Origin of the sequence: Cohnella rhizoplanae, from assembly GCF_948329515.1 — a bacterium.
Taxonomy (GTDB): Bacteria; Bacillota; Bacilli; order Paenibacillales; family Paenibacillaceae; genus Cohnella; species Cohnella rhizoplanae.
In genome coordinates this window covers 129489-155898 of sequence record NZ_CAOJCN010000005.1, presented here as the reverse complement: position 1 = coordinate 155898, position 26410 = coordinate 129489, and the positions used below count along the sequence as shown (strand labels likewise).

19 protein-coding genes are annotated in these 26410 nt (G+C 60.5%); 11 read left to right on the top strand and 8 right to left on the bottom strand.

Features of this window, described 5'->3' with window-relative positions:
* Window positions 1–158 precede the first annotated feature (158 nt).
* The 5 genes from PQG80_RS10770 to PQG80_RS10750 all read right to left on the bottom strand — a co-directional run bounded on the left by PQG80_RS10770 (window position 159) and on the right by PQG80_RS10750 (window position 5469).
* The gene (locus PQG80_RS10770; RefSeq protein WP_271751317.1) at window positions 159–710 is read right to left on the bottom strand and encodes a TetR/AcrR family transcriptional regulator; all 552 of its coding nucleotides are present in this window, start codon (window positions 708–710) and stop codon (window positions 159–161) included.
* A 460-nt stretch (window positions 711–1170) separates the two neighbouring features.
* Entirely contained in the window at window positions 1171–1650 is a 480-nt protein-coding gene (locus PQG80_RS10765) for a carboxymuconolactone decarboxylase family protein (protein WP_271751316.1), read from the bottom strand.
* A gap of 91 nt (window positions 1651–1741) precedes the next feature.
* Entirely contained in the window at window positions 1742–2842 is a 1101-nt protein-coding gene (locus PQG80_RS10760) for a GerAB/ArcD/ProY family transporter (protein ID WP_271751315.1), read from the bottom strand.
* A gap of 21 nt (window positions 2843–2863) precedes the next feature.
* Entirely contained in the window at window positions 2864–4024 is a 1161-nt protein-coding gene (locus tag PQG80_RS10755; RefSeq protein ID WP_271751314.1) for a Ger(x)C family spore germination protein, read from the bottom strand.
* Window positions 4021–5469, bottom strand: coding sequence for a spore germination protein (locus PQG80_RS10750; protein ID WP_271751313.1), 1449 nt, complete (start codon window positions 5467–5469; stop codon window positions 4021–4023). Before PQG80_RS10750 ends, PQG80_RS10755 begins: the two co-directional genes overlap by 4 nt.
* A 212-nt stretch (window positions 5470–5681) precedes the next feature.
* Between PQG80_RS10750 and PQG80_RS10745 the strand changes: the two genes are divergently transcribed.
* Entirely contained in the window at window positions 5682–6800 is a 1119-nt protein-coding gene (locus tag PQG80_RS10745; RefSeq protein WP_271751311.1) for a CapA family protein, read from the top strand.
* A gap of 98 nt (window positions 6801–6898) precedes the next feature.
* Here the strand turns inward: PQG80_RS10745 and PQG80_RS10740 are convergent, their stop codons facing one another.
* On the bottom strand, window positions 6899–8290 hold the full coding sequence (locus PQG80_RS10740) for an alpha-glucosidase/alpha-galactosidase (protein WP_271751310.1): 1392 nt from the start codon (window positions 8288–8290) through the stop codon (window positions 6899–6901).
* 147 nt (window positions 8291–8437) lie between these two features.
* Window positions 8438–9307 (bottom strand): AraC family transcriptional regulator, encoded by an 870-nt coding sequence (locus PQG80_RS10735; RefSeq protein ID WP_271751309.1) that lies wholly within the window; start codon window positions 9305–9307, stop codon window positions 8438–8440.
* A 145-nt stretch (window positions 9308–9452) separates the two neighbouring features.
* Between PQG80_RS10735 and PQG80_RS10730 the strand changes: the two genes are divergently transcribed.
* From PQG80_RS10730 to PQG80_RS10690, 9 genes are all read left to right on the top strand, one after another.
* Entirely contained in the window at window positions 9453–10412 is a 960-nt protein-coding gene (locus tag PQG80_RS10730) for an alpha/beta fold hydrolase (RefSeq protein WP_271751308.1), read from the top strand.
* A 120-nt stretch (window positions 10413–10532) separates the two neighbouring features.
* Complete coding sequence (locus tag PQG80_RS10725; protein WP_271751307.1) at window positions 10533–12296, top strand: sensor histidine kinase; 1764 nt, start codon at window positions 10533–10535, stop codon at window positions 12294–12296.
* Entirely contained in the window at window positions 12289–13983 is a 1695-nt protein-coding gene (locus PQG80_RS10720; RefSeq protein ID WP_271751306.1) for a response regulator transcription factor, read from the top strand. The genes PQG80_RS10725 and PQG80_RS10720 overlap by 8 nt, the downstream gene beginning before the upstream one ends.
* A gap of 101 nt (window positions 13984–14084) precedes the next feature.
* Window positions 14085–15770, top strand: a complete 1686-nt coding sequence (locus PQG80_RS10715; protein ID WP_271751305.1) for an extracellular solute-binding protein — start codon at window positions 14085–14087, stop codon at window positions 15768–15770.
* Window positions 15771–15914: 144 nt separating this feature from the next.
* Entirely contained in the window at window positions 15915–17621 is a 1707-nt protein-coding gene (locus PQG80_RS10710) for an extracellular solute-binding protein (RefSeq protein WP_271751304.1), read from the top strand.
* 142 nt (window positions 17622–17763) lie between these two features.
* Window positions 17764–18663, top strand: coding sequence for an ABC transporter permease (locus PQG80_RS10705; RefSeq protein WP_271751303.1), 900 nt, complete (start codon window positions 17764–17766; stop codon window positions 18661–18663).
* An 18-nt stretch (window positions 18664–18681) separates the two neighbouring features.
* Window positions 18682–19563 carry a carbohydrate ABC transporter permease gene (locus PQG80_RS10700; RefSeq protein ID WP_271751302.1) on the top strand — a complete coding sequence of 294 codons (882 nt, stop codon included), beginning with the start codon at window positions 18682–18684 and terminating at the stop codon, window positions 19561–19563.
* Window positions 19564–21078: a glycoside hydrolase family 32 protein gene (locus tag PQG80_RS10695; RefSeq protein WP_271751301.1), complete on the top strand. Its 1515-nt coding sequence runs from the start codon at window positions 19564–19566 to the stop codon at window positions 21076–21078. It begins immediately after the preceding gene.
* 35 nt (window positions 21079–21113) lie between these two features.
* Entirely contained in the window at window positions 21114–24389 is a 3276-nt protein-coding gene (locus PQG80_RS10690) for a DUF6259 domain-containing protein (protein ID WP_271751300.1), read from the top strand.
* Window positions 24390–24986: 597 nt separating this feature from the next.
* On the opposite strand, the gene PQG80_RS10685 is transcribed toward PQG80_RS10690, so the two are convergent.
* Complete coding sequence (locus PQG80_RS10685) at window positions 24987–25616, bottom strand: GntR family transcriptional regulator (RefSeq protein WP_271751299.1); 630 nt, start codon at window positions 25614–25616, stop codon at window positions 24987–24989.
* 78 nt (window positions 25617–25694) lie between these two features.
* On the opposite strand from PQG80_RS10685, the gene PQG80_RS10680 reads away from it, so the two are divergent.
* Window positions 25695–26339: a GntR family transcriptional regulator gene (locus PQG80_RS10680; protein WP_271751298.1), complete on the top strand. Its 645-nt coding sequence runs from the start codon at window positions 25695–25697 to the stop codon at window positions 26337–26339.
* The last annotated feature ends 71 nt before the right edge of the window (window positions 26340–26410 follow it).

The window sequence follows — 26410 nt, the reverse complement described above, 5'->3', positions numbered from 1 at the left end:
ATTAATCAACGCTTGTCGCATAACTAACTGTCGTTGATTATTATTATAGGGCGGAGCGGCGGCAATACAATCGTTAATCCATGCCCTTTTGTCCGTTATACGACATTCGAAATGATATTGTTCAGTAACCTAGCGAACGTCGCTGCCGGTGCTCCGGGTTACATCACGTACTTCTCGAACAACTCGCCGACTTGCCGTGCCGCGAGCTCTGCGGACAGCGGCATCCGGTTCAGGATCCACCATTCCGCGGTGCCGACGAAGGCGGAGGCCAGGAAGTGGGCGACCAGCTCGAGGTTCATGTTCTGCTTGGCGGCTAGGGGACCGATCTTATCCTTGGTGCCTGCGGCGATGCTCTGCAGCAAGCGCTCCCGGAACATGGACGTCTTCCGATTGGACAGCATCGTATGAAAAAACGCGAAGTGCGCTTCGAAATAAGAAAACATCGGCGTCAAGTCGTCGATCGGATTGATCCCGGGCAGCGCGCAGGCATCCATCATCTTGTCCAGATGGTCCTTGATGCATTGGTCGAGCAGATCGTATTTGTCCGTATAGTGAAGGTACAGCGTGCCGCGGTTGACGTTCGCTCTGTCCGCGATCTCGTTGATCGTGATGTGATCGAGGTCCTTTTCCGACACCAATTCCAGAAATGCTTTCGTAATCGCGTCTCTGGTCCGCAAGATCCGTCGATCCACCTTGGCCTGCTTGTCCATTTCGCCCGCTCTCCTCTGCGCAGTTTTACTACAGAATAGCATGAACAATGGTTGGAAAATCAACTCCTGTTCAGGATTGCGCCAGAACAGGTTTGGTGGCGGGAGGGTGAGCTAGCGAGAAAAACGCGGCTGCGGGAGGAGCGGGTTACTGTAAGTTCAAAGATTGAGCTTAGGGCGCCGGAAGCGCCCGGCTCTGGAGCTGCAAGCTCAAAAATTGAGCTTAGAGCGCGGGTAGCGCCCGGCTGTGGAGCTGTAAGTTCAAAAATTGAGCTTAGAGTGCCGGAAGTGCCCGGTTCTTAAGCTGTAAGTTCAAAAATTGAGCTTAGGGCGCCGGAAGCGCCCGGCTCTCGAGTTGCCTGGCCCCCGGCTCCCGGCCCCCGTGCCGCAGACGCCCAAGAGCAAGAAAAAAGGTACAGCCCCCGCAACTTCCGGGGGCTGTACCTTTTTTAACTTGACTGCCTTAGCTCAGGCCCGCCTTCGACAGGCCGAACGCCGCGTCGGCCGAGCCGGGGACGTTCTTGAACGCCACGTTGATGCGGTTCCACGCGTTGATCGCCATGACGGAAAAGGTCAGGTCGGAGAGTTCCTTCTCCGAATACTCTCCGCGCACCCGGTCGTACACCTCATCCGGTACGCCGTGCTCCGGCAGCCGGGTCAGGATCTCGGTCCATGCCAGCGCGGCGCGTTCGCGGGGGCTGAATAGATTGGATTCGCGCCAGATCGGCAGATGGTAGAGCCGCAGCTCGCTCTCGCCGTTGATCTTGGCCTGCTTGACGTGCATGTCCAGGCAGAAGCCGCAGCCGTTGAGCTGCGAAGCCCGGATGTGAACGAGATCGAGGGTCTTCATATCGATCGCGCTGTTATGCTCTGCGCTGCTGAATTCCATCATTTTCTTAAAAAACTCGGGCGACTGCGCCATATAGTTGATTCGTTGCGTCATAGCGGGTACGACCTCCTCGGTTTGTTTGGTCTTGCATACATATAACGATACTGCTGCTTATTCTGTGACACGAGCCGGATCGGCGGACAGGCTAACGATAGCCTGCCGCTTGATGCCGCTTGCGAACGCTGCCGACGATCCACAGCAGCAAGGGGAATCCGACGTACAGCATGGGGAAGAAAACGCCGGTCATCCAGGGGCTGCGGAACATATACGAAAACTGAACGATACGCGCGCTATAGATAATGTACGCGAGCCATACGACGGTCAGGGCGCATGCGATTCGCCGCCAGTTGCGATAGCCGCTCCATTCGGACAATCCGTAGCTGAGAATGAACAGGCAGGTCGTTAACTTAATGAAGGCGCCGAGCAGCCAGAGGGGAATAAAGAAGGCATCGATGTTCTGGATGAAATTGAGGATCGATACCATTTTCGTCAGCGAGTATACGGGCACGACCATTTTGGAGGCCATGTCGGGCCCCGTCACGGCCAGCAGGACGAGCGTCGCCAGCAGTCCCCATGCCACGGACACCGCGGTTCCCCATAGGACCGCCCGCGAGGCGGCCCGTTTGGACTCGGCGAAAAAGAACAGCATGAGGATGATCGAGGGGTCCATCATATAGTTGAACGAGCTCAAGGCGCCTGCGCCGATGTTCAGCCATCCCGAATCGGCGTACACGGGCAGGATTCGCTTCAGGTTCATTTGCTGCGGATTCAAGAACAACTGTACGAACAGGGTGAAGAGGAATATCGGACCGATCACCTCCGCGCAGCGGCTGATGACCGTAAGGCCCCCTTTGTAAACGGCATAAAGGACCAGGAACAGCATACAGAAGAGAATCAACGGCATCGGCGTGTTGTGCAGCATGACCAGGTTCTGGAAGTTGACCATATCCTTGACGGTCGCGGACATCTGCAGGAACCAATGCGCGAAATAGGCCGTGACGATGATTTTGCCCAGCACGGTACCAAGCAGGTCTTTCATCATCCGCACCAGCGATTTGTCCTCGTTCTGGATGCACACCCGGAGCACCAGCCAGTTAACGGCCAGCATGACCGCTCCTCCGAGCAGGATGGAGATCCAGGCGTCCTGGCGCGCTTCGTTCAAGGCGAGCGTGATCGGAATGTACGTGAACATGATCATGGAAGAGATGCTGGTTATCCAGAACAGTTGATAACCGCTTAATTTCATTTTGCGCCCCCCCCGTTCGCGTCATTTCATCGGTCCGCCGCTTGAGCCGATCGATACGAGCTGAATGCGGGACTTGACGGTCACGTCGACCGTCTTGAACAGCTCGTCCCAGTTGTCCCTCCTCGACTTCCACCAGTACGGGTATCGGCGGTGGAACTGCTCGCCGATGCCGAAGATGTCGGGCCCCCACCGCTGGACCTTGTCCATCGTCAGCTGGAAGCTCTGTTGGATCTGCTCGTTCATGTACTTCTCCACCTCGGTCATGTTCCGGAGCTGGGACATGTCGAGCGAGGTCGTATTCTCCAGGAGATAGGCCTGCGCCTTGACCCTTAATTCCGCGCATTTGGAATCTCCGCAGCTTCGCGTGCGGATCTTTCGCTTCAGCCGCACGAGTCTGAACGACAGCATGCCGTGCCCGTCCTTCCAAGGGATCGTCAGGCCCTGATACGTTTCTTTACCGGACATCCATACGGCGGCGAAGCTCTCGCTTTCTTCCAGTACGCCTTTGACCCGAAGCTGTTTGTTCAGCGCCGCAAAGCCGGCGAGGACGGCCATCGGGCGGGATTCTTTATCATCCGCCTTGATCTTCTCCATCCGCAGCACGGGCAGCAGCGGTCGCAGCCCGTCCGTATAATGCTCGACGATGAGCTGCCTGGAAGAAAATTTGTTCAGCCCGTTAATCTGAAGCTCCTTGCCGGCGGCAATGCTGGTAATGTTCTCCATCGGGTGCGGGAGCATCAGAATGTCCTTGGCGCGGCCGCCCTTCACCACGATCATGATGTCCCGGAGATTGTTGGCGGGATCCCTGCCGAGCTTATCGAACAATTTACCGCCGTCGTTTTGATTAAAAAACGTTTCGCTGACGGCGATGAGAATACGGTGGCTCGTCATCAATCGGCGGGACATTTTTTTCTGGATTTTTTCGGACGCTTCAAAGATGTCTCTTCCCGTCGCCGACATGACGACGGAGCTTCCGGCATCGCCGGAGCTGCCCCCTTCGAAAGGTCCGCTCAGCTTCGAGGGAACGACGATCTGCTCGCTGATCTCGATTAACCCGTCCTCTCCCTGGTCGATCGCCGTCCCCATCACGAACGCGAGCTGATTCGGCTCGACGAAGTCCGTACAGGCCGACGCCGACATCAGCGAGAGCAGGCAGAGGAGAATCAGAATCGACCGCTTCATCTTGGGCGTCCTTTCTTGTTCCTGCCGTCCTTCATCCAGAACGGATACCGGATGAACAAGTCCTTGATCCGCTTGCCGTCGAGCGGCGCTACGGGGCTCAGGAACGGCAAACCGAACGACTCGAGCATGACGAGATGGATCAGCAGGAAGATAAGACCGAATGCGAATCCGACGAAGCCGAACATGCCCGAAATGAAGAGCAGGAGATAACGAAGCAGGCGGAACGGGAGGGCGGCGCTGTACCTGGGAATCGTGTACGCGGCGACGCCGGTGAGCGAGATCACGATGATGATCGGCGTGGAGATGATGCCGGCTTCGACGGCGGCCTGCCCGATGACCAGCGCGCCGATAATGCTGACGACCGGCCCCAGTTGGTTGGGCAGATGGACGCCGGCTTCCTGCAGCCCGTCGAAGACGAACATCATCAGGAACACCTCGATCACCGTGGGGAACGGTGAGTTCTCCCGCGCGGTCGCGATGCTGATCATCAGGTAGCTCGGCACCATCTCGGGATGGAAGGTCGACAGCGACACGTAGATGGCCGGCAAGGCGAAGGAGATGAACGTCATGACATATCGGATGAACCGGGTGAGCATGACGAAGACGAATCGCTCGAAATAGTCGTCGGCGGACTGCAGCCCCGCCCAGAACGAGACCGGGAGAATGAGCGCGAACGGCGTTCCGTTCGTGAGCAGGGCGACTTTACCCTGGAGCAGGCTCGCGGATACGATGTCCGGACGCTCGGTATTCTGAATTTGCGAGAAGAGGGAGAACGAGCTGTTCTCGATCCATTCCTCGATATAGGAAGAGTCGATGACGCCGTCCAATTCGATTTTTTGCAGCCTTTCCCGGACGCTCTCCAGCACCTTTTCGTCGGCCAATCCTTGCATGTATACGAGCGCAACTTCCGTTTGCGTATATTTTCCGACCGTGAAGGACTCCATCTTCAAATCCGCATGCACGATTCTTCGGCGGAGCAGCGATTGATTCGTGCGCATGTTCTCGACGAAGCCTTCCTTCGACCCGCGCAGCGTCGCTTCCTTGGACGGCTCCTGGATGCTCCGCTGCTCGTACGCCTGGACCTGCGCGACGAGCGCCGACGCTTCGCCGTCCGCGAGAATCCCCACGTTGCCCTGCAGCACCTGCTTGACGAGCCCCTCCATCGAGGTCTCCGTCGTCACGTTCGCCAGCGGGACCCATTCGCGCCGGAGCGCCTCGGCCAGCGATTGCAGCCGGTCGATGCCGTCCGGCAATCCGCCATGGAGCAGCGGTCTCAGAACCTGCGTCTCGATGCTGTCGACGTTAGCCATGCCGTCGAGATAGACGAGCATCAGCATGGTGCGGTCCTGTAGCGCGAACGCGCGGAATACGATATCCGAGCTCGGGTGGAACCGCTGCTTGAGATCGGCTTCGTTCTCGCTCAGTCTCCTGCTTATGGTATTCATGCCGATTCCCCCGATCCCATCGAATGCAGCCGCGAGGAATATTATGGGCCAAGGCGGGAGGGTCTATGCGGAGCAAGGTTGGGGGATACAAGGATACAAGGATTTAAGAATACAGGCGGATGCGATTGTTTACCGGATGGATACAACGCCTATGCATTTTTGAAATATCCGGTTGATACATTCAATAGAAAACAATAGCGAGGTACATACCCTTGAACAACTTCTTGAGCAATTGTAGAAAGCCTTTGATCGCGTTGGCCGCCGCCGCCGTTCTGAACGGCTGCGGCGCGCACGCCGAGCATTCCCGGGACGCCGTTCCGTCGCATATGTCCGCCTCCGCGGCCGCGGCCGCGCCGGCGAATGACGCCATCCCGGTATCCGCCAAGCAGACGAAGCCGATCGAGATGATCTTCGCCGGCGATACGATGATGGACGGCAGCGTGAAGGAGGCGATTCGCCGGCACGGCGCCGATTATCCGTTCAGTCAGATCAGAGCCGCAGTCAGCCGGGCGGATTATGCCGTGCTGAATCTGGAAACCTCGGTCACCGAAGCGGGGGACAAGGATCTCAACCAGCGCTTTAATTTCAAATCGGCGGCAAGCTCGCTCAAAGGCATCAAAAACGCGGGCTTCGACATGGTGTCGCTCGGCAACAACCACGTGCTCGATTACAAGGAGCGGGGGCTGAGGGACACGCTCGCGAACGTCGAGAAGGCGGGACTGCGCCATGTGGGGGCGGGCTTGAACGAGGAAGAAGCCTTCCATTTCGAGACGGTGCGACTGAACGGCGCGACGGTGAAGATAGGCGCGGTGACGCGCTTCATGCCGACGACCGCCTGGAATGCGACCGACGACAAGCCGGGCGTAGCGAGCGCCTACGAGCCGGAGAAGATCCTGGCGGCCATCCGTTCGGAGAGCGCCGACGCGGATTATACCCTCGTATTCATCCACTGGGGCGTGGAAAATACGACGGAGCCGCAGCCCTGGCAGCGCAAGCTGGCGGCGGATATGCTCGACGCTGGCGCAAGCGCCATCATCGGCAGCCATCCGCACGTGCTGCAGGGCTTCGAGTTCCGCGAGGGCAAGCCGATCGCATACTCCATCGGCAACTTCTTGTTCCCCGATTACGTGAAGGGCAAGAAGGCGGATACGGGCTTGCTTAAGCTTACCTTGGATAAAGGAAAGGTCGGCATCGCGTTCCATCCGCTCTCCATCCGGCACAATCAGATTCTGGACCGCGATGCGTCGTACGAAGCCGCGCAGCTCCGATATCTGGAGGACTTGTCCGTGGGCGTGGAGCTGCACGACGAGGCGTTTGTGGAGCGGGAGTGACTGGAGCCGGCAGAGCGCCAAGCCAAGCGGGCGGCAGCGCGCTGCACCGGCAGGCGTAAGAAAAAGCGGCAGCCCATACGACGGCTGCCGCTTCTTTATTACTTCGCGCGCGTGAAGTGATACAGGTCGCCCTGCGGCTGCGGGAGATCCGGCCAGGTGCGGTTCTCGCCATTGAACTGGGGCAGCCAGGGGGACAGCGCCTCGAGCATCTCGTCGACCATGCTCCAGACCTGCTCGGTGCTGCAGACGGCGGCTGTGAGCGGATCGTGCAGCACGGCAAGCTTCACTAGCTCGCGGTTGCCGGTCAACGCGGCTTCGACGGCCATCTCCTGCACGCTGATGCTGGCCCGGCAGGTGGCGGCGCAGGCCATCGGGAGATCGCCGATGTACGTCGGCGCGATGCCGTTGCGATCCACGTAGCAAGGGATCTCGATCGTGCTGCCGTCCGGCAGGTTGGTGATCATGCCGCGGTTCTCGATGTTGAAGTTGCCTCGATAAGTCTTGCCGGTCTCCAGCGCTTCGATGATGTACGAGCCGTGCTCCTCCGAGCGCTGTCCGAGCGGGATGGACTCGATCTCGCCGCTCAGCATCTTCGGGTACATCTCCTTGTAGTCGACGAAGCGCGTCAGGCAATGCTCCAGATAACCGGCCGTTACCCCGCCGATCCATTCCTTGTCGTTGATCCATTTGGACATGTCGGCCGATTTCTTGCGGTACCAAGGCAGATATTCGCTTAAGTGTCCGTTCGACTCCGTCGAGTAGTAGCCGAATCTGCGCAGCACGTCGATGCGGCACGGCTCTCTTTGCGGCAGCGTCGGATGGTTCTCGAACGCCTCGAGCAGATGCGGCGTCAGATCCTTGCCCTTGTGGGAGATGTTGACGAACCAGGTCTGGTGGTTAATGCCCGCGCAGATTTGGTCGATCTCGTCCTGCGGCAGGCCGAACGCTTCGGCGATCTGCTCGTGCCCGTGCTGCACGCCGTGACAGAGGCCGACGACCCGGACGCCGCCGGCGCGCCGGACGGCCCACGTATTCATCGCCATCGGGTTCGAATAGTTAAGCAGCAGCGCGTTCGGCGCGAGCTCCCGCATATCCCGCGCGATATCGAGCAGCACGGGGATCGTACGGAGCGCGAAGAAAACGCCGCCGGGACCGAGCGTATCGCCGACGCATTGCTCGACGCCGTACTTCAGCGGGATCTCGATATCGTGGCGGTACGCTTCGAGGCCGCCCACGCGGGCCAGGCAGATGACATAGTCGGCGTCCTTGATCGCCTCCCGCTGGTTCGTCGTCGGCACGATTTTCGCTTCCGTCAGACCGTTCGTCGCGAGCATCCGCTCGCTCAGCTTCGTTACCATCTCGAGCGTCTCCGGATCAATGTCCATCAGGCGGAATTCAGTATCGCGGAACTCGGGCACTGCCATTAAGTCCATGATCAGCCTGCGGGTGAAGTTGATGCTGCCTGCCCCGATCATTGCGATTTTCAGCATTCGTCTCGACCTCCGTATGAAATAATTGCGCATTACTTCCTCTCGGGTAATATCATAGGATCCTGATATACGGGGAGTAAATAGCAGAATATTATCGCCGGAGTGAGAAAATATTGCTCTTGATTTAAGGCCAAGTGCGGCAGGCGGCTAATCGATCAAAATATGATGATCGGGGATATCGTCCGTGCTGTCGCGGAATTGCTGAGGCGACGCGCCCATCAGCTTGCGGAACACTTTGCCGAAATAGCTGCTGTTGTCGAAGCCGGAGGCGGCGGCGATCGCCGCGACAGGCTGGCGGGTCTGCCGAAGGAGGCGCGACGCCTCCTCGATCCGGATCTTGGTCAGATGATGGATCGGCGTGACGCCGGCGTGCTTCAGGAAGAGTCTGCAAAAATGGTACTTGGACATTCCCGCTTCGGCGGCGATCTGCTCCAGGGTCAGGAAGCTGTGGTACTGCGTCTCCATGAATCTCAGGGCGGCGGCAATCGAATCGGGAACGGCTTGACCCGCCTCGGGCCTGCCGTCGAGGGCGCGCAGACAGGCGACGATCCACTCGTACAGGCGGACGGAGAGCTCGTATTTATCGAGCCCCGTTTTCGTGTCCGCATTCTCCATCATCTCCCATAGCATGGCGATCGGCTGCGCATTCGGCTTGAAGGTGACGACGGGACCGGTCTTCGCGACGATGTCGCTCCAGTAGGCGTCGACATGCCTGCCCGCCGCCGTCAGGAAGATGAATTCCCAGGGCGCGTCGCTCTCCGGGCTGTAATAGTACTCGTGGTTATCCGGTACGGCGACGAAAAAGCCATGGTGCTTGGGAATGCGATAATGCTTGCCGCCGCTCACCAGATGTCCCTCTCCCGACAAGGTGTATTGAAACAGCACGAACTTGTCCCCGCGCGACCGCCCATTCCAGCGATAACCGTCGCTTACGGTGCTCTCCCAGCCGATCGTCCGGATCGCCATCAAGGCGTCCGTAGGCTCCGTATATCGAAATCCGAAATTTTTTCTGAGCAAGATTATACTACCTCCGTCTCAATTATTTGCGATTGAATAGCGGATTTATCTGGCATACATTCAGAGAGATCAAACCCAATATTGCAAATATTGTACTACAAGTAGGCGCTCGCGCGTCCGTTAATCAGGGAGAGGTGCCAGGAAAATGCCGACGATCGATATGCCGCTCGCGCAATTGGAAACGTACGCAGGGAGAAACCCGAAGCCGGCCGACTTCGACGCTTATTGGGAGCGTGCGCTCGCGGAGATGAGGGAGACGGATCCGCAGGTCGAACTGGTAGAGAGCGGGTTCAAGGTGCCGCATGCCGACTGCTATCATTTATACTTCACCGGCGTCGGGGGCGCGAGGATTCATGCCAAGTACGTCCGGCCGAAGGGCGTCCATGAACCCCATCCGGCGGTGCTGCAATTCCACGGCTATGCGCATCACTCGGGCGATTGGATCGACAAGCTGAGTTACGCCGCGGCCGGGTTCTCCGTGCTGGCGATGGACTGCCGCGGGCAGGGCGGGCGGTCCGAGGATAAGGGCGGCGCGAGGGGGACCACGTACAGAGGACATATCATCCGCGGCCTTGACGATCACCCGGACCGGCTGCTGTTCCGCGATATATTCCTCGATGCGGCCCAGCTGGCCGGCATCGCGATGTCGCTGCCCGAGGTGGATGCCGCGCGGGTGGGCACGATCGGCGGCTCGCAGGGCGGCGGGCTCGCGCTCGCCTGCGCGGCGCTGGAGCCGCGGATCCGGCGCGCGGCGCCGAGCGTCCCGTTCCTGTGCGATTACAGGCGGGTATGGGAGATGGATCTGGCGAGAGACGCCTACGAGGAGCTGCGGACTTATTTCCGTCTCTTCGATCCCCAGCATGCCCGGGAGGATGAGATATTCGAGAAGCTTGGCTATATCGACGTTCAGCACCTGGCGGACCGGATCCGCGGAGAGGTGATGATGGGAGTCGGGCTGCTGGACACCGTATGCCCGCCCTCCACGCAATTCGCGGCGTACAACAAGATCGTCGGAGCCAAGCGGATGGAGCTTTATCACGACTATGTGCACGAACGGCTGGCCGATTTCGAGGACAAAGCCTTGCAGTTTATGCTGGGGATGTAACGATCGAGGGAGCGCGGCACCGTTCGAAAGAAGCGACGGCGCCCCTCTTTTTTGTTATTCTGTTGTAGAAGCGGGCGCCGGACGGAGAGCGGCCCTGCCATACCGCGGCGGAGGGATGCTATGAGGACGTTCTTGAAAGCGCTAACAATATATCCCAAGCTCGTATTGTCTTTTTTGCTCATGATCATTCCCATCTACCTGTCCAGCCTGTTCATGAACCAGTCGGGACATGACGTCGTCAAGAAGCAGATCTCGGCATCGATGGCTTCGCGCGTCCACTTCTACCTGACGTCGCTTGAGACCGAGCTGGCCAGGCTCCGCCGTCTGGAGATGGAGTACGTGAGCGACGACGACCTGCTCAGCCTCGGCACGGCGGCGGCCCGGATGAACGACTTCGAACGTTCGCGCACGATTCTGGCGGTCAAGAGCAAGCTCTATCTGCTCAAGAGCTCCAGTCCGTTCGTAGAAAACGTCAAGCTGTATATTCCGGCCCTCGGCCGCAGCGTCATGGCCAACAACTACGACGACACGATTCCGGAGGAGGAGCTGAACGCCATGCTCGAGCCCCGCAATATGAGTTCGTCCGTCTTCAGTTTCCAGGACAGGCTGCTGCTCAGCGGCGTATATCCGGATGCGATCTACGTGAACCGCAAGCCGGTGCTGGCCGTCGAGATCGAGCTGTCGCGGGCGGAGATCGTGCGCACGCTCTCGTCGATGGCGAACGGCGAGCAGGGCGGGGCGGTATGGATGAGCGCGGACGGCGCGTGGAACGTGGCTTCGGGCATCGACGGACAGGTGCTGTCCGAGCTGGCGGGATCGATCGGAGCGAAGCCGGCGGACGGCCAATCCGCGGCGCCGGGGCAATTCACGATGAAGACGGAGAAGGGCTCCTTTTTCGTCGCCCACGAATATTCCGCCGTCCTCGATACGACGCTTGCGGTGCTGGTGCCGGCGGAGAAGGTGATGCAGCCGCTCAACCGGCATCGCGACTGGATCTGGCTGCTCTCAATGATCGCGCTGGCGCTGGTCGTGGCGTTCTCGTACTGGATCCACCGGCTCATCCACAAGCCGATCAAGCGGCTCGTCGTCTCCTTCCGGAAGGTAGAGAAGGGAGACCTCGGCGTCCGGGTATATCATCGCAACCAGGACGAATTCCATTATCTGTACAACCAGTTCAACCATATGCTCGGCCGGATCGAGACGCTGATCGGCGAGGTGTACGAGCAGCAGATCCGCTCCCAGCGCTCCGAGCTCAAGCAGCTGCAGTCCCAGATCAATCCCCACTTTTTCTATAACAGCTTCTTTATTTTGCAGGGCTTGGTTCAGATGAGGGAACACGAACTGGCGGACCGCATGTTCCGGCATCTGGGCAGCTACTTTCAATTCATCACGCGAAACGGGGCGGAGACGGTCACGCTGGAGCAGGAGATGAAGCACGCCGGCTCGTACGTGGAGATTCAGAAATTCCGGTTCTCTGGGACGGTCGAGGTCGAGCAGGAGGAGATGCCGAACGGCTGGGCGCAGGCGGAGGTGCCGCGTCTCATCGTGCAGCCGCTCATCGAGAACGCCTATCTGCACGGGCTCGAGAACAAGAGCGGCGACGGCAGGCTGCGCATCGGCTTCCGGGAGGAGCCGGACGGCCGTCTGAGCATCGAGATCGAGGACAACGGGGAGGAGCTGGACGTCCTCCGGCTGGAGCAGCTGCGCAAGTCCGTCTCCGCGGCGGACCGGGCGATCGAGACGACGGGCCTGCTGAATATCCACCGCCGGCTGCAGCTGAAGTTCGGGCCGGACTGCGGGCTGTCGTTGTCGCGGAGCGAGCTGGGCGGGCTGAAGGCGCAATTGACGATTCGCCAGGACAAGGAGGAGCCGCGCCATGATTAGATTGCTCATCGTAGACAACGAACGCTGGATCGTCGACAGTCTGCTGGACCTGTTCGGCCGTCCGGGCAAGCTCGAGCTGGAGACGTTCGGCGCGTATTCCGCCCATGAGGCGCTGGACCTGCTCGGCCGGATGAAGATCGACGTCGTGCTGTCCGACATCCGGATGCCGGGCATGGACGGGCTGGCGCTGCAGCGGGAGATCGTCAGGCACTGGCCGTGGTGCAAGATCGTCTTCCTGAGCGGCTACGATGACTTCGACTATATCCAGCAGGCGCTGCGGGGCGGCGGGGTCGACTATCTGCTCAAGACGGAGGGGCACGAGGCGATCGTCGCGGCGGTGGAGCGGGCGGCCGCGCAGCTGTACGAGGCGGTGGAGTCGCGTCAGCTGATCCGCAACGCGGAGCGTCAGATGCAGCTGGCCAGGCCGCTGCTCGTGAACGAGTATCTGCTGGCGCTGGCGGGCGGAGACGCCGAGGCGCTTCGCAAGCGCCGCGACCGGCTGCGGGAGCTGCAGCTGCCGCTGGACGGCGGCGCGGAGACGCTGCTCATCCTCGGGCGCGTGGACGATTGGCGCGACGGCTTCAGCGGCGGGGACAAGGATCTGATGCTGTACGCGATCGCGAATATCGCCGAGGAATACTTCGCCAAGTCGCTGTCCTGCGTAAGCGTGACCTTCGAGCAGAACAAGCTGCTGTGGTTCTTGCAGCCGGGTCCTGCCGCCGTCTCTTCCGGCGATCCGCAGCAGTCGACGGGCGACGCGACAAGACGCTTCGTCCGCTTCGTCCAGGGGACGATCGAGACGATCCAGGGCGCATGCAAGCAGCTGCTGCAGCTCAGCGTGTCGTTCGCCGCGGCCGACGAGCCGAGGGATTGGGAGCGGCTGCCCGGGCAATTCCACGCGCTGAGGCGCCTGCTCGGACGCGGACTGGGACTCGGGCAGGAGCTGATCCTGCTCGACCGCCCGGACGGTTCGGACGGAGCGGGACGGGAGCCCGACGTCCGGACGCACGAGACGCGCAGCCGGCTCGACAAGATCGGCGCGCTGGCGGCTTACCTGGAAAACGGCCAGAGCATGCAGTTTTTCGCGGAGTACGCGAAGCTGATGGAGCTGGGAGCCGGGAAGGGAGCCGGCGACGAGCTGCTGAAGCTGGAAATCTACTACTCGCTCGTCCCGATCTTCCTGTCGGAGATGAACCGATGGGGGATCCAAGGGGAGTTGAGCGAGACGGTCGATCTCGGCAGGCTCACCCGATACGACGTCCATCCGTCCTGGCACGCGGCGGAGGAATACTTCGCCGCGCTCGCCGAGCGTCTGTTCGAGCGCAAACGGGCCGAACGGTCGGACCGCGAGGACGATCTGATCCTGCACGTGAGGCGATACGTCGAGCACAATCTGGCGGGCGATCTGTCGCTGACCCGCATCGGCGAGGTCGTCGGCTACAATCCGTATTACCTGACCCGCCTGTACAAGCAGCTGACCGGCGAGGGACTGACTGATTATATCGCCGCGACGCGACTTGCCCGAGCGCAGAAGCTGCTCGCGGACAATCAGCTCATCGTGCAGGACATTTCGCGTGCCGTCGGTTTTATGACCGAGCAGTCCTTTTACCGCTTCTTCAAGAAGGAGACGGGACTGACGCCCCAGGAGTACAAGGAGCGGTCGGCAATATCCAAAACGGATCGTTAAAAGTGGAGATCGGCGAGTAGAGACCGTCTATGCCCCCCAATATAATGGGCTCAGTAAGAGAACGAAGCCTGCTCTTGCAGGAGTCCAAAGGGGGAGCGAGTATGAAACGAAATCAAAGAAAGGCGCTCGCGAGCGTCTTGCTGGCTGGCGCGCTCGTTGCGGCGGGCTGCAGCGACGGCGGCAATAACGCGGCGAACGAGGCGCCGTCCGTCCAAGCGCCGGGCTCGGCAGCGGCAACGACCGGGAATGCCGATCCGTTCGGCAAGTATGACCCCCCGATCGAGCTCCATGTCGCGCGGGCCGTCGACCAGACCTGGACGTATCCGCAAGGCGACAGCATCGACAGTAACGTGTGGTACCGCGAGTACGAGAAGCTGCTCGGCGTCAAGATCGTGCACGACTGGACGGCGCTGGCGGGCGAGTACAACCGCAAGCTGAACGTCTCGATCGCATCGGGAAGCCTGCCGGAGGTGTTCTCCGTATCGGCAAGCCAGCTTAAGCAATTGGCGGACGCCGGACAACTGGAAGATCTTACGGACGTTTACGAGAAATACGCTTCCGACCATACGAAGAAGCTTCAGCAAGGAGACGGGGGCGCAGCTCTCGCTTCGGCCACGTTCAACGGCAAACTGTTAGCCATTCCGGTCGTTAACGCTCCTTTCTTTGAATCGAATCTTCTGTGGGTGCGTACGGATTGGCTCAAGAAGCTGAATCTGACCGAGCCGAAGACGCTTGACGACGTGTTCGAGATCTCGGAAGCGTTCACGAAGCAGGATCCGGACGGGAACGGCATGGACGACACATTCGGCTTGGCGGTCAACAACTACTTGTACGGTCCGATCACCTCGATCACCGGGCTCTCCAACGCCTATCACGCCTACCCGCAGACCTGGGTGGAGGACGGCTCGGGCAAGGTCGTCTACGGCTCGGTCCAGCCGGAGATGAAGCAGACGCTGGCCAAGCTGCAGGAGATGTATCGGGCCGGACAGCTCGACCGGGAGTTCGGCGTCAAGGACAGCAACAAAGTCGCCGAGGATATGGCCGCCAACAAGTTCGGCATGGCTTTCGGCGCCTTCTGGAATCCGGCGGTATTCTTCGATGCCGTCAAGAAAAATCCGGACATGGAATGGAAGTCGTATGCCGTGTCCGCCGTGGACGGTGCCTCGGTTAAAGCCAGCGTAGGCTTCTCCGCAAGCGGATATACCGTCGTACGGAAAGGCGCAAAGCATCCTGAAGCAGTCGTCAAAATGCTTAATCTGTTTGAGGAGCTCGTACACGGCTCAAGAAGAGATGAAAGTCAGTTCATTACGGTCGTAGAGAACGGGAGCGGCATTAACACAAGCCGGCTCGCCGTCGTGCAATCGGGCGTCTCCAATCAGGGAGCGATCGATTCCATCCACTTGCTTAGAGAAGCCGTCAACAACCAGGACGCCGGCATTCTGAAGGATGCCGTGACTGCCACGGACTTCTATCAACCGACGGTCGATTACCGGAGAGACAGAAAAATGGAGAATTGGACGATGGCCCACCAGTTCCAGGGGCTTGAGGTTTTACTGGATAACTATACGGGCGATCGATTGCTCATGACCGCGTTCGGCGGCCAGACGCCGACGATGACGGAAAAGTGGGCGACGCTGGACAAGTTGGAAAAGGAGGTATTCACGAAACTCGTGATGGGCGCCGCGTCTGTCGATGAATTCGATGCGTTCGTTGACGATTGGCGCAAGCTTGGCGGAGAGGACATCCTTAAGGAGATCAACGCATGGCTCGATTCCCAGAAGGGATGAAAATATCGCAGACTTGCCGGATATCCAAAACAGATAATGAAATGTGAAAATCGGCGAGTAGAGGGCGTCTGCATAACCGCTCTATAATGGGCTCAGCAAGGGAACGAAGCTTACCTTCGCAGGAGTCCAAAGGGGGAAACGAGTTTGAAAAGAAACCAACGCATCGCGCTCGTATGCGGCATACTGGCTTGCGCGTTAGCGGCGACGGGCTGCAGCGACGGCGGCAACAACGCGGCGAACGCGGGGCCGTCCGGCAAGGCGACGGGCTCGGCGGCAGCGTCCGGATCGGCGCCGGCATCGACATCGACCGAGAAGGCCGACCCGTTCGGCAAGTACGATCCGCCGATCGAGCTCCATATCGCGCGGGCCGTCGACCAGACCTGGACGTATCCGCAGGGCGACAGCATCGACAACAACGTGTGGTACCGCGAGTACGAGAATCTCCTCGGCATTAAGATCGTGCACGACTGGACGGCGCTGGCGAGCGAATACAACCGCAAGCTGAACGTATCGATCGCTTCCGGCAGCCTGCCCGAGCTGTTCGCCGTATCGGCCAGCCAGCTCAAGCAGCTCGCCGACGCCGGCCAGCTGGAGGATCTGACGCAGGTCTATGAGCAATACGCGTCCGACCATACCAAGAAGCTGCAGCACGGCGACGGCGGCGCGGCGCTCGCGTCGGCTACGTTCAACGGCAAGCTGCTCGCCATCCCGGTCGTCAACGCGCCGATCTACGAGCCCAACCTGCTGTGGATACGCACGGACTGGCTGAAAAAGCTGAATCTGTCCGAGCCGAAGACGCTGGACGACGTGCTCAAGATTGCGGAAGCGTTTACGAAGCAGGATCCGGACGGCAACGGCAAGCCCGACACGTTCGGCCTGGCGGTCAACAACTATCTGTACGGCCCGATCACCTCGATCACCGGACTGTCCAACGCCTATCACGCCTATCCGCAGACCTGGGTGAAGGACGACGCGGGCAAGGTCGTCTACGGCTCGACGCAGCCGGAAATGAAGGCGACGCTCGCCAAGCTGCAGGAGATGTACAAGGCCGGCCAGCTCGACCGCGAATTCGGCGTCAAGGACAGTAACAAGGTCGCCGAGGATATCGCAGCGAACAAGTTCGGCATGGCGTTCGGCGCGAACTGGAACCCTTACGTGTTCCTCGATGCCGTCAAGAAAAATCCGGGCATGGACTGGATGCCGTTCCCCGTGCCTTCCGTCGACGGAACGCCGACCAAGGCGAACGTCGGATTCTCGGCCAGCGGCTACGTCGTCGTGCGCAAGGGCGCCAAGCATCCCGAGGCCGCCGTCAAGATGCTGAACCTGCACGAAGAAGTGGTGCACGGCTCGCGGCGCAACGAAGGCCAGTTCATCACCGTGGAAGAGAACGGAGAACGGATCAACACGTCGCGTCTGTCGATCGTGCAGTCCGGCGTATCCGATCAGGGCGTGCTGGAGTCGCTCACCCTGCTGCGGGAAGCGATCAAGAACGAGGACGAGAGCCTGCTGAAGGACGCGCTGACGGAGACCGACAAGTACGGCCCGACGGTCGACTACCTCAAGACCGGCAATATGGAAAACTGGGCGGTCGCGCATCAGTACTTCGGCTTCGAGACCACGATGGACAATTATACCGGCGACCGGCTGCTCATGACGGCGTTCGGCGGACAGACGCCGACGATGACCGACAAGTGGGCGACGCTGGATAAGCTGGAGAAGGAGACGTTCACGAAAATCATCATGGGCGCGGCGCCCGTCGACGAGTTCGACACCTTCGTGGCGGACTGGAACAAGCTGGGCGGCGAAGCGATCTTGCAGGAAATCAACGACTGGCTGAGCTCGCAGAAGTAGAAGCAGAAGCGGACGCTCGGCAGCCCGAAGCATGAACAGACGGAAGGGGAAGACGGTTCCGGCCATCCTCCCCTTCTTCCGTCATGCCTTGAATCGGCTATAGAGGGCGCAGATTCGCATAACAAAGGCGGTGAAGCACGAAATGAAAGCTGCAAGATGGATGAGGGAATTGCCTTTGCACCTGCTGCTCCTGCCCGGCCTCATTCTGGTGCTCGTGTACAGCTACGTGCCGATGCTGGGCGTCGTGATCGCCTTCCAGAAGTTCACGATCTTCAGCGGCTGGTTCGGCTCGCCGTGGATCGGGCTGGACAACTTCAGGTTCGTGCTGGATATGCCCAACACCGGCCAGGTCATCTGGAACACGCTGTTTATCGCCTGCATGAAGATCATCGCGGGCATTATCGTCCCTATCGTCGTCGCATTATTGCTGAACGAGGTGACCCGCTCGTTCATCAAGCGCGGCGTGCAGACCTTAATCTACCTGCCCCACTTTCTCTCCTGGGTCATTCTGGGCGGCATCCTGATCGACCTGCTGTCGCCGTCGGAGGGCATCGTGAACCTGATGCTTGGCAAGCTCGGCATCGAGCCGATTTTCTTCCTGGCGGACAATCGCTGGTTCCCGGCGGTGCTGATCCTCTCCGACGTCTGGAAGGAGTTCGGCTTCAGCACGATCGTCTATCTGGCCGCGATCACGAGCGTGAATCCGACGCTGTACGAGGCGGCGGTCATGGACGGGGCCGGCCGCTGGAAGCAGACGCGCCATATCACGCTGCCCGGCATGATGCCGATCATCGTCCTGATGGTGACGCTGAGCCTCGGCAACGTGCTGAACGCCGGCTTCGACCAGGTATTCAACCTGTCCAACCCGCTGGTGTACGAGAGCGGAGACATCCTCGATACGATGATCTACCGGATCGCCTTCAACGATGCGCAGTACGGCGTGGCGACGGCCGTAGGACTGTTCAAGTCCGTCGTGTCCTTCCTGCTCATATCGGTCTCCTATTGGCTGGCCTACCGGCTGGCGAACTATCGCATTTTCTAGAGAGAGGAGAGATCCCGCTTGCATCACATCTCCCCGGCCAGACGCGCGTTTCTCGTCCTGAATGCCGCATTTTTAAGCTTGCTGGCCATCCTGTGCTTCCTGCCGCTCGTCCACGTGCTCGCTGTGTCGTTAAGCGAGAGCGCGGCGGTCGCCGCCGGGCAGGTCACGTTCTGGCCGGTCGATTTTTCGCTTAAATCGTACGATTTCATCATCAGCAGGCCCGAGTTCATCCGTTCCTTCGTCATTACGCTAGAGCGCGTGCTGCTCGGAACCGCCATCAACATGCTGCTCACGATCATGATCGCGTACCCGCTGTCCAAGGAAGTGAGGACGTTCCGGATGCGCACGTTTTACGTCTGGATCTTCGTCTTCACGATCCTGTTCGCCGGGGGGCTCGTCCCCTGGTATATGACGATCAAGTATACAGGTTTACTCGATTCGATCTGGGGTCTGGTCATACCCGGCGCCGTGCCCGTGTTCAACGTCATTCTGCTGCTGAATTTTTTCCGCGGCTTGCCCAAGGAGCTGGAGGAGTCGTGCTTCATCGATGGCGCCGGCCATCTGCGCACGCTCTGGACCATCTATGTTCCGCTGTCTCTGCCGGGCTTGGCCACCGTTGGCCTGTTCACGATCGTCGGGCACTGGAACGCCTGGTTCGACGGCCTGATTCTAATGAATAAGCCGGAGCATTACCCGCTGTCTTCCTATTTGCAGACGATTATAATCAATTTCGACTTTTCCCAGGTGAAGCAAGAGGACCTGCACAAGCTGTCGGCGATCTCGACCCGCACCTCCAAGGCGGCGCAGATCATCGTCGGCGCGCTGCCGATCCTGCTGGCGTATCCGTTTTTACAAAAATACTTTGTCAAAGGCATTGTGCTGGGGAGCGTGAAGGAGTAAATGAGCGATTTTTTTTACCGGCCGGCGGACGGCGTGCTGGCGGACGTCATCCCGTTCTACGAGGACGGCGAGTTCAAGCTTCTGTATCTGAAGGATTGGCGCGACAAGGAACGGTTCGGCGAAGGGACGCCCTGGTTCCTGCTCGGGACGAAGGACTTCGTGAACTATACGGAGTATGGCGAAGTGCTGCCGAGAGGCGGCGAGTCGGAGCAGGACCTGTACATCTATACCGGCTGCATCCTGAAGGTCGGCAAGCTCTATCACATTTTCTACACGGGCAACAACTTCCACTATCCCGCGCAGGGCAAGCTCCAGCAGGCGGTCATGCATGCGACCAGCACCGATCTGCTTCACTGGACCAAGATCCCGGAGGACGCGTTCTATGCGCCCGCCGACCGCTACGAGCAGCATGACTGGCGCGATCCGTTCGTCTTCTGGAACGAGGAAGCCGGGGAGTACTGGATGCTGCTGGCCGCGCGGCTCAAGGAGGGGCCGAGCCGGAGAAGGGGATGCGTCGCGCTGTGCGCTTCCAAGGACCTGACGAGCTGGGAGGTGCGCGAGCCGTTCTGGGCGCCTTCGCTGTATACGACCCACGAATGTCCCGATCTGTTCAAAATGGGGGACTGGTGGTACCTCGTGTACTCGACGTTTTCCGATCGCACCGTCACCCACTACCGGATGAGCAAGTCGCTCGCGGGACCCTGGCTGGCGCCGGACAACGACACGTTCGACAATCGTGCCTTCTACGCGGCCAAGACCTGGACCGACGGGGAACGGCGTTATGCGTTCGGCTGGAATCCGACGCGGGAGGGCGAGCACGACGAAGGCACCTGGCAGTGGGGCGGCAACCTGGTCGTGCACGAGCTCGCGCAGCAGGCCGACGGCTCGCTGACGGTGCGGATGCCGGATTCGGTGCGGGCGGCGATGTCGCGGCGGGTGGATGCCGAGCTGCGCGAGGCCGTAGGCAGCTGGCGGATCGAGGGCGGAAGCGGGGGCGCGAGCGCGGTATCGGTTCGAGCGACGGATGCCGGCGAGAGCGCCGAAGCAGCGGATGAATTCGAGAGCGCCGAAGCAGCGGGTGGATGCACGGCTGCCGCCGAAGCGCCGGATTCGTTCGCGGCCGCAGCGTCGGCGTCGCTGCCGTCCCGATGCAGGCTGTCGGTGACCGTGACCTTCGGGTCGGACACGCGCGGCTGCGGCGTGCTGCTGCGAACGGACGAGTCGCTGGACCGGGGCTACATGCTGCGGCTCGAGCCGGGACGGCAGCGCCTCGTCTTCGACCGTTGGCCGAGAAAAGGGGACGTTCCCTTCGAGGTCGGTCTCGAGCGTCCCGTCGCATTGACGCCTGGCGTCGCCTGCCGGCTCGACATCGTGATTGACGGCACGGTTTGCGAGGTGTACGTGGACGACACGGTCGCGATGAGCGCGCGGCTGTACGACCACCGAGAGGGGGGATGGGGGCTGTTCGTCAGCGAAGGCAGCGCAAGCTTCAATACCGTATTGCTTGAACCGTAAGATTCGGAAAGCAACGATCGGAAGGGGATGCGACGATGAACGCGAACGGTAGTTGGCGCGGGAAATGGAAAAAGACGATGATGACGGGGCTTGCCGCCACCCTAATCTGGGGAGGAACGTTCGCGGGAGGCGGGCCGGCTTCGGCCGACGGTCCCGCCGTGACCTTGAACGCCTCGACGGGCGCGCTGAACTTCACCTACGGCACAGTAACGCTGGCCAAGGGGAGCGGCACTGCGCTGACCGGCATCCGGCACCGGACGCTGGGCGGCGGCAACGGATTGTGGAACGACACGGCGGTATCCGCCTCGACCGTCAAGAAAGGGCATACGACCTACGGACAGACATGGGGCAGCGGCCAGAGCCTGGCGGAGCTTGAGACGACCGTGGCGACCAAGTACGACGGCACGCTTACGATCAGCCAGAACGCCGATACGCAGACGGGAGGCATATCGGGGGTGCAGTGGGGACTGGTAGTGCCCGATACGAACGATCTGATCATCCCGGTACTGGGCGGCATCCGCCTGACGGCCGAATCGCCGGACGCGGCGTACGGCTTCCAGCAGTTCGATTATCCGAACATCTGGGAAGCGCAGATGTTTATCATCCAGGGCAGCGGCGGCGGCATGCTCGTCCACGGCGACGACGACGCCAGGTTCTTCAAGTCGCTGCACGTAAAGCACGAGAACGGCAACTTCTACGTCGGCGTGGAGACGTACGCGCCGGCGCCGTTCGCCCAGGTGACCAAGGCCGCATCCACCGGCTGGCGGCTGAAGGCCTACACTGGCGAATGGGTGAACGGCGCGACGATGTACCGGACGTGGGCGGACAAAAAGTTCGACCTGTCCAAGCTGTCGAAGCTGCAGCCCGCATGGGCCAAGGACGTTCAGTTTACCGTACTGACGGACCTCGAGGACGCGCAGACGCTGAACGCGCTGGCGCAGGAGGTAGAGCCGTCGCAGACGCTGCTCGTCGTGCCCGGCTGGCGCCAGGATCCGTACGACGTCGACTTCCCGGACTATACGCCGAAGGCCGATATCGCGGCCAAGATCCAGGCGGCGCAGGCACTCGGCTTCAAGGTCATGCTGTACGTCAACATTTTCGGCGTCGACCCCAACAATCCGGCCTTTGCGGCGATGCAGCCGTATCAGGTCAAGGATCCCTTCTCGCTGCAGCCCGTGTTCTCCGAATATACCGCGGGCTCGAGTCATATCAAGTTCGCGCAGATCAATCCGGCTTCGCAGGCTTGGCGGACGCTGTTCGTCGGCAAGATGGTCGCGCTCGCCCAGTCGCTCCATCCGGACGGCATCCATCTCGACCAATCGCTGCTCATGTACAACGACGCCAACGGGCTCATCGACGGACGTAACATGATGCAGGGCAATATCGCGCTGCACCGCGAGCTGCGGGAGCAGCTACCTGCGAATGTAGCGCTCGGGGGCGAGAGTCTGAACGAGATCACGACCCGATACGAAGCGTTCGCGCAGAGGCATGCGTACGGCATTTTCGCGCAGACCGGCACTTGGGACGACAGCAAGATCGACCAGGTCGTGCCGGCGAGCTCGGCCATCTTCGCTCCTTATACGACCATCTACGGACACCCAGACCATGCGAATCCGCTGACCGAGGACTATTTCATCGCCTGGCACAAGGTCGTCCAGAATCGGCTCGGCGCCATTCCGATGCTGACCCGGCCGAACTACGCGCAGGTCGCGAACCCGTCGCCGCTCATGGAGCAGCTGTTCGCGGAGGCGCGCTGGTACCAGGACAACAAGCCGCAGGTCGACTTCAGCCAGTGGGACGAAGATTCGCTGTTCGCCTTCAAGACGGCGAGCGGGAAGTCGGCCAAATACGAGCGGGATGCGCACGGCGAGACGCTGACCGCATACGGCGCCGGCGGGTCCGGCGGCAATGTCGAGGTGGTGCGTTATCTGTACGGTTCGGACAGCGTGACGCTGCCTGGACGGATACCGGGGTGGTATCTGTATGACAGCGCCAAGCTGTTCGGCCTGAACCCCGACAAGACGTATCTATATAATGACGAACCGCGCGATCCGGCTGCCTTCCATATTGACGGGATGCCCGCCGACATTGCGATGAAGTCGGTGGCCGTCCATACGAATCATACCGTGCTCTCCCTGCAGGATTTGCAGCAGCCGGGGGCCGTCGACTTCATGAACTATGCCGGCCCGATTCGTGCCGGCGAGAAGCTCGCCGACGGTACCGTGCATCAGACGGCCACGGCGTTTTCCTCGACGAACGGCTTCTCGTATTCGTTCGCGCAGGGCGGAACCGTGCAGCACTGGGGCGACCGCATCCTCGCCCATCCGCCGTATTCCGGGACGTGGCAGGGCGGGCATACGTGGCTGGAGTTCGACGTGACGCTGCCGGCGGATCGTACGCCGACCTTCGAGACCGGCGTTCAGCTTGGCTCCGAAGTCAATGTGGCCAGCAGCGACGGCGTGACGTTTAAGGTCTATGCCTGGGAAAAGGCGGCGCCAGCCGCCACGCGGCCCGTGCTGTCCGCGGAGCAATTCAGCGACAGTGCCACGCCGGCGCCGGTAGCGGTGAACCTGTCATCGCTGAAGGGGAAGGAAGTTACGATCCGCATGGAGACGCATCCCGGCACGACGGTCGACAACGACTCCGCCGTCTGGGTATCGCCGCATGTCGCGCTGGCGCAGGCTGGGGCGGCGCGCAGCGTGGAGCTGACGCTCGTCAGCCCGCGGCAGATCGCATCGGTCGCTTCGGCGTCCGGACTCGCTACCTATGCTTCGCTCGGCGCGAACCGCTACAAGATCACGGCGCCCGCGACCGATCAGATCTATCTGATCTATAGCTCGGGCGGCACGGTGCAGCTTCCGCTGTCCCTGTCCGCGCAGCCGTTCGATTCGAGCCTGCAGTTCGAGGACGGGACGACGGCGCCGCCGCAGGATCCGTTCGGCGGCAAGGTCGGGAGCGGCGCCGTGCTGGGCGTGACGAAGCAGGGGCTCGACGCGCATCCGCCGCAGCGCGGGCAGACGCATATCGAATACGTCGTGACGCTGCCGTCCGGCGGCGCGAAGCTGACCGGGTTCGCGGGCATCAAGGACGGCGCGGAAGATTCGCAGGGCGTCGGCTTCCGCGTGGCCGTGAACGGCAGCGAGAAATGGTCCGACGACTTGGTGCCGGGCGGGGCATGGTTGCCCTTCAGCGCCTCTCTCTCCGCTTATGCGGGTCAGACCATCGTTATCACGCTGATCACCGACTCGCTCGGCGATTACGGCTTCGATTGGGCGTTCTGGGGAGTTCCTAAGCTCGAGGCGCTGCCTTAAGGTATGAAGAACCGCACGGTTATCCGTGCGGTTCTTCGACGCGCGATCAGGGGTAGCGGACAGGTGTGCGGAAGCCAGTGTTCGGGCGAATAGCGGAAGTTTTTTCCGCTATGGGCGTGCGGAAGCCAGTATGCGGGTGAATAGCGGACATTTTTTCCGTTATTTGTGCGCTGAGGTCAGTATGCGGGCGAACAGCGGACATTTTTTCCGCTATGGGTGTGCGAAAGCTAGTGTGCGGGCGAATAGCGGACATTTTTTCCGCTATTTGTGCGCTGAGGCCAGTATGCGGACGAATAGCGGAGATTTTTTCCGCTATGGATGTGTGAAAACCAGTGTGCGGGCGGATAGCGAACATTTTTTCCGCTATGGGTGTGTGAAAACCAGTATGCGGGTGAATAGCGGACATTTTTTCCACTATGGGCGTGCGGAGGCCAGTCTGCGGGCGAATAGCGGACATTTTTTCCGCTATGGGTGTGTGAAAACCAGTGTGCGGGCGTATAGCGGAAGTTTTTTTCGCTATCCGCTACGCGGAAGCCAGTGTGCTGGGCAGATAGCGGTATGCAAGCACCGCAAGCACTACAGCAAGCGCCGCAAGCACTATAGCCAAGTCAGCTTGAGCGTATGCAAATAGTCGAACAGCGCCTCCCGGAACGACTCGGGCCCCCTGGCGGCGGCTTCGATCAGCTCCGCGACCTGCTCGCGGGTTCGGGCCGCATAGGGCGCCTTCCACCGTCCGACGTTCTGCTGCCAGAACAAGCGGGAAGCCGCCGTTTGATAGGCTTTGGTCATTTCGCTGTTGTTGCAGAGCATGATCAGCCGGCTCAGCAGCTCGTATTCGAACGCGGCCAAGGCGCCGACGTCTTCGGGATCGGCGCCGATCAAGGCGCGGTACGCTTCCGACATGCCGCGCGACCACGCGAGCAGCAGCTCCTGTCTGGCAGGAATCGCGGCGCTGACGGCGAATAGCGCCATGGAGGCGATCAGCTCCAGCAGATCGCTCACGCGCTGGGACGAGGAATCCAAGATGAGCACGCCATGCTTGGAGGCGATCCGCACGTATCCCTCGAGCTCGAGCTGCTGCAGCGCGGCCCGGACCGGCGTACGGCTCATGTCGAGCATGCGGCCGAGCTGGACCTCGGAGGTGACCGAGCCCTTGGGGCATTCCCCGTTCTCGATCATGGCCAGTATGCGCGCGTAAGCCTGCTGGCGCAAGGATGGATTGCCCATTCGTTCGGTCCCTCTCTCTCGCGGGATTCGATGAATCGCGTACGATCATCATAGAACAAGAACCGTCGGAAAGGAAGATTGCTTACGACAGCCACGGGCGGAACGACGTTGAGGGACGAGGCCTTTAGGCAGATTAAAGAGCGGATCGTAAAGGGCGAATGGGGCGGGGGAGCGTTTCTGTCGGAGCGGCGGCTCAGCGAGCTGCTGCGGATGAGCAAGACGCCGATCCGTTCGGCGCTGGACCGGCTGGAGATGATGGGACTGGTGAGGCTCACGCCGAACCAGGGCTTCGTCGTGCAGGAAATTTCCCTCAAGAAGATCATGGATATCTATGAATTGCGGCTGTCGCTGGAGACATTCGCGGTCACGCGTCTGACGGGGAAAATGGATCGGGCTTTCTTCGAGCGGATCGACGCGAATCTGTCGAGGCAGTCGGAGGCCGCGGAGCGCGAGGATATCGTCGGCTACGTCGAGCTGGACCGCCAGTTCCACGAGGAGATCATCGCCGGGTTGGCCAACGAGGAATACGCGGACGCGATGTCCCGCATTCAGGACAAGTTTCTGATGGCCGTGCGCACGACGTTTTACAAAAACAAAAGCCGGCTGTGGGGCAGCCTGGAGGAACACAGGCAGATTCGGGACGCGCTGGCGGGCGACGATTCCGAGCGGAGCGAACGCCTGATCCGGAACCACATCGAATTCGTAAAGCAAATCATGCTCTGATGTATACAAGTGAGACATCTTGAGCATCTAATTTCCCCGTGCTACGTTTAACTCATCCTTTTCAGACGGAG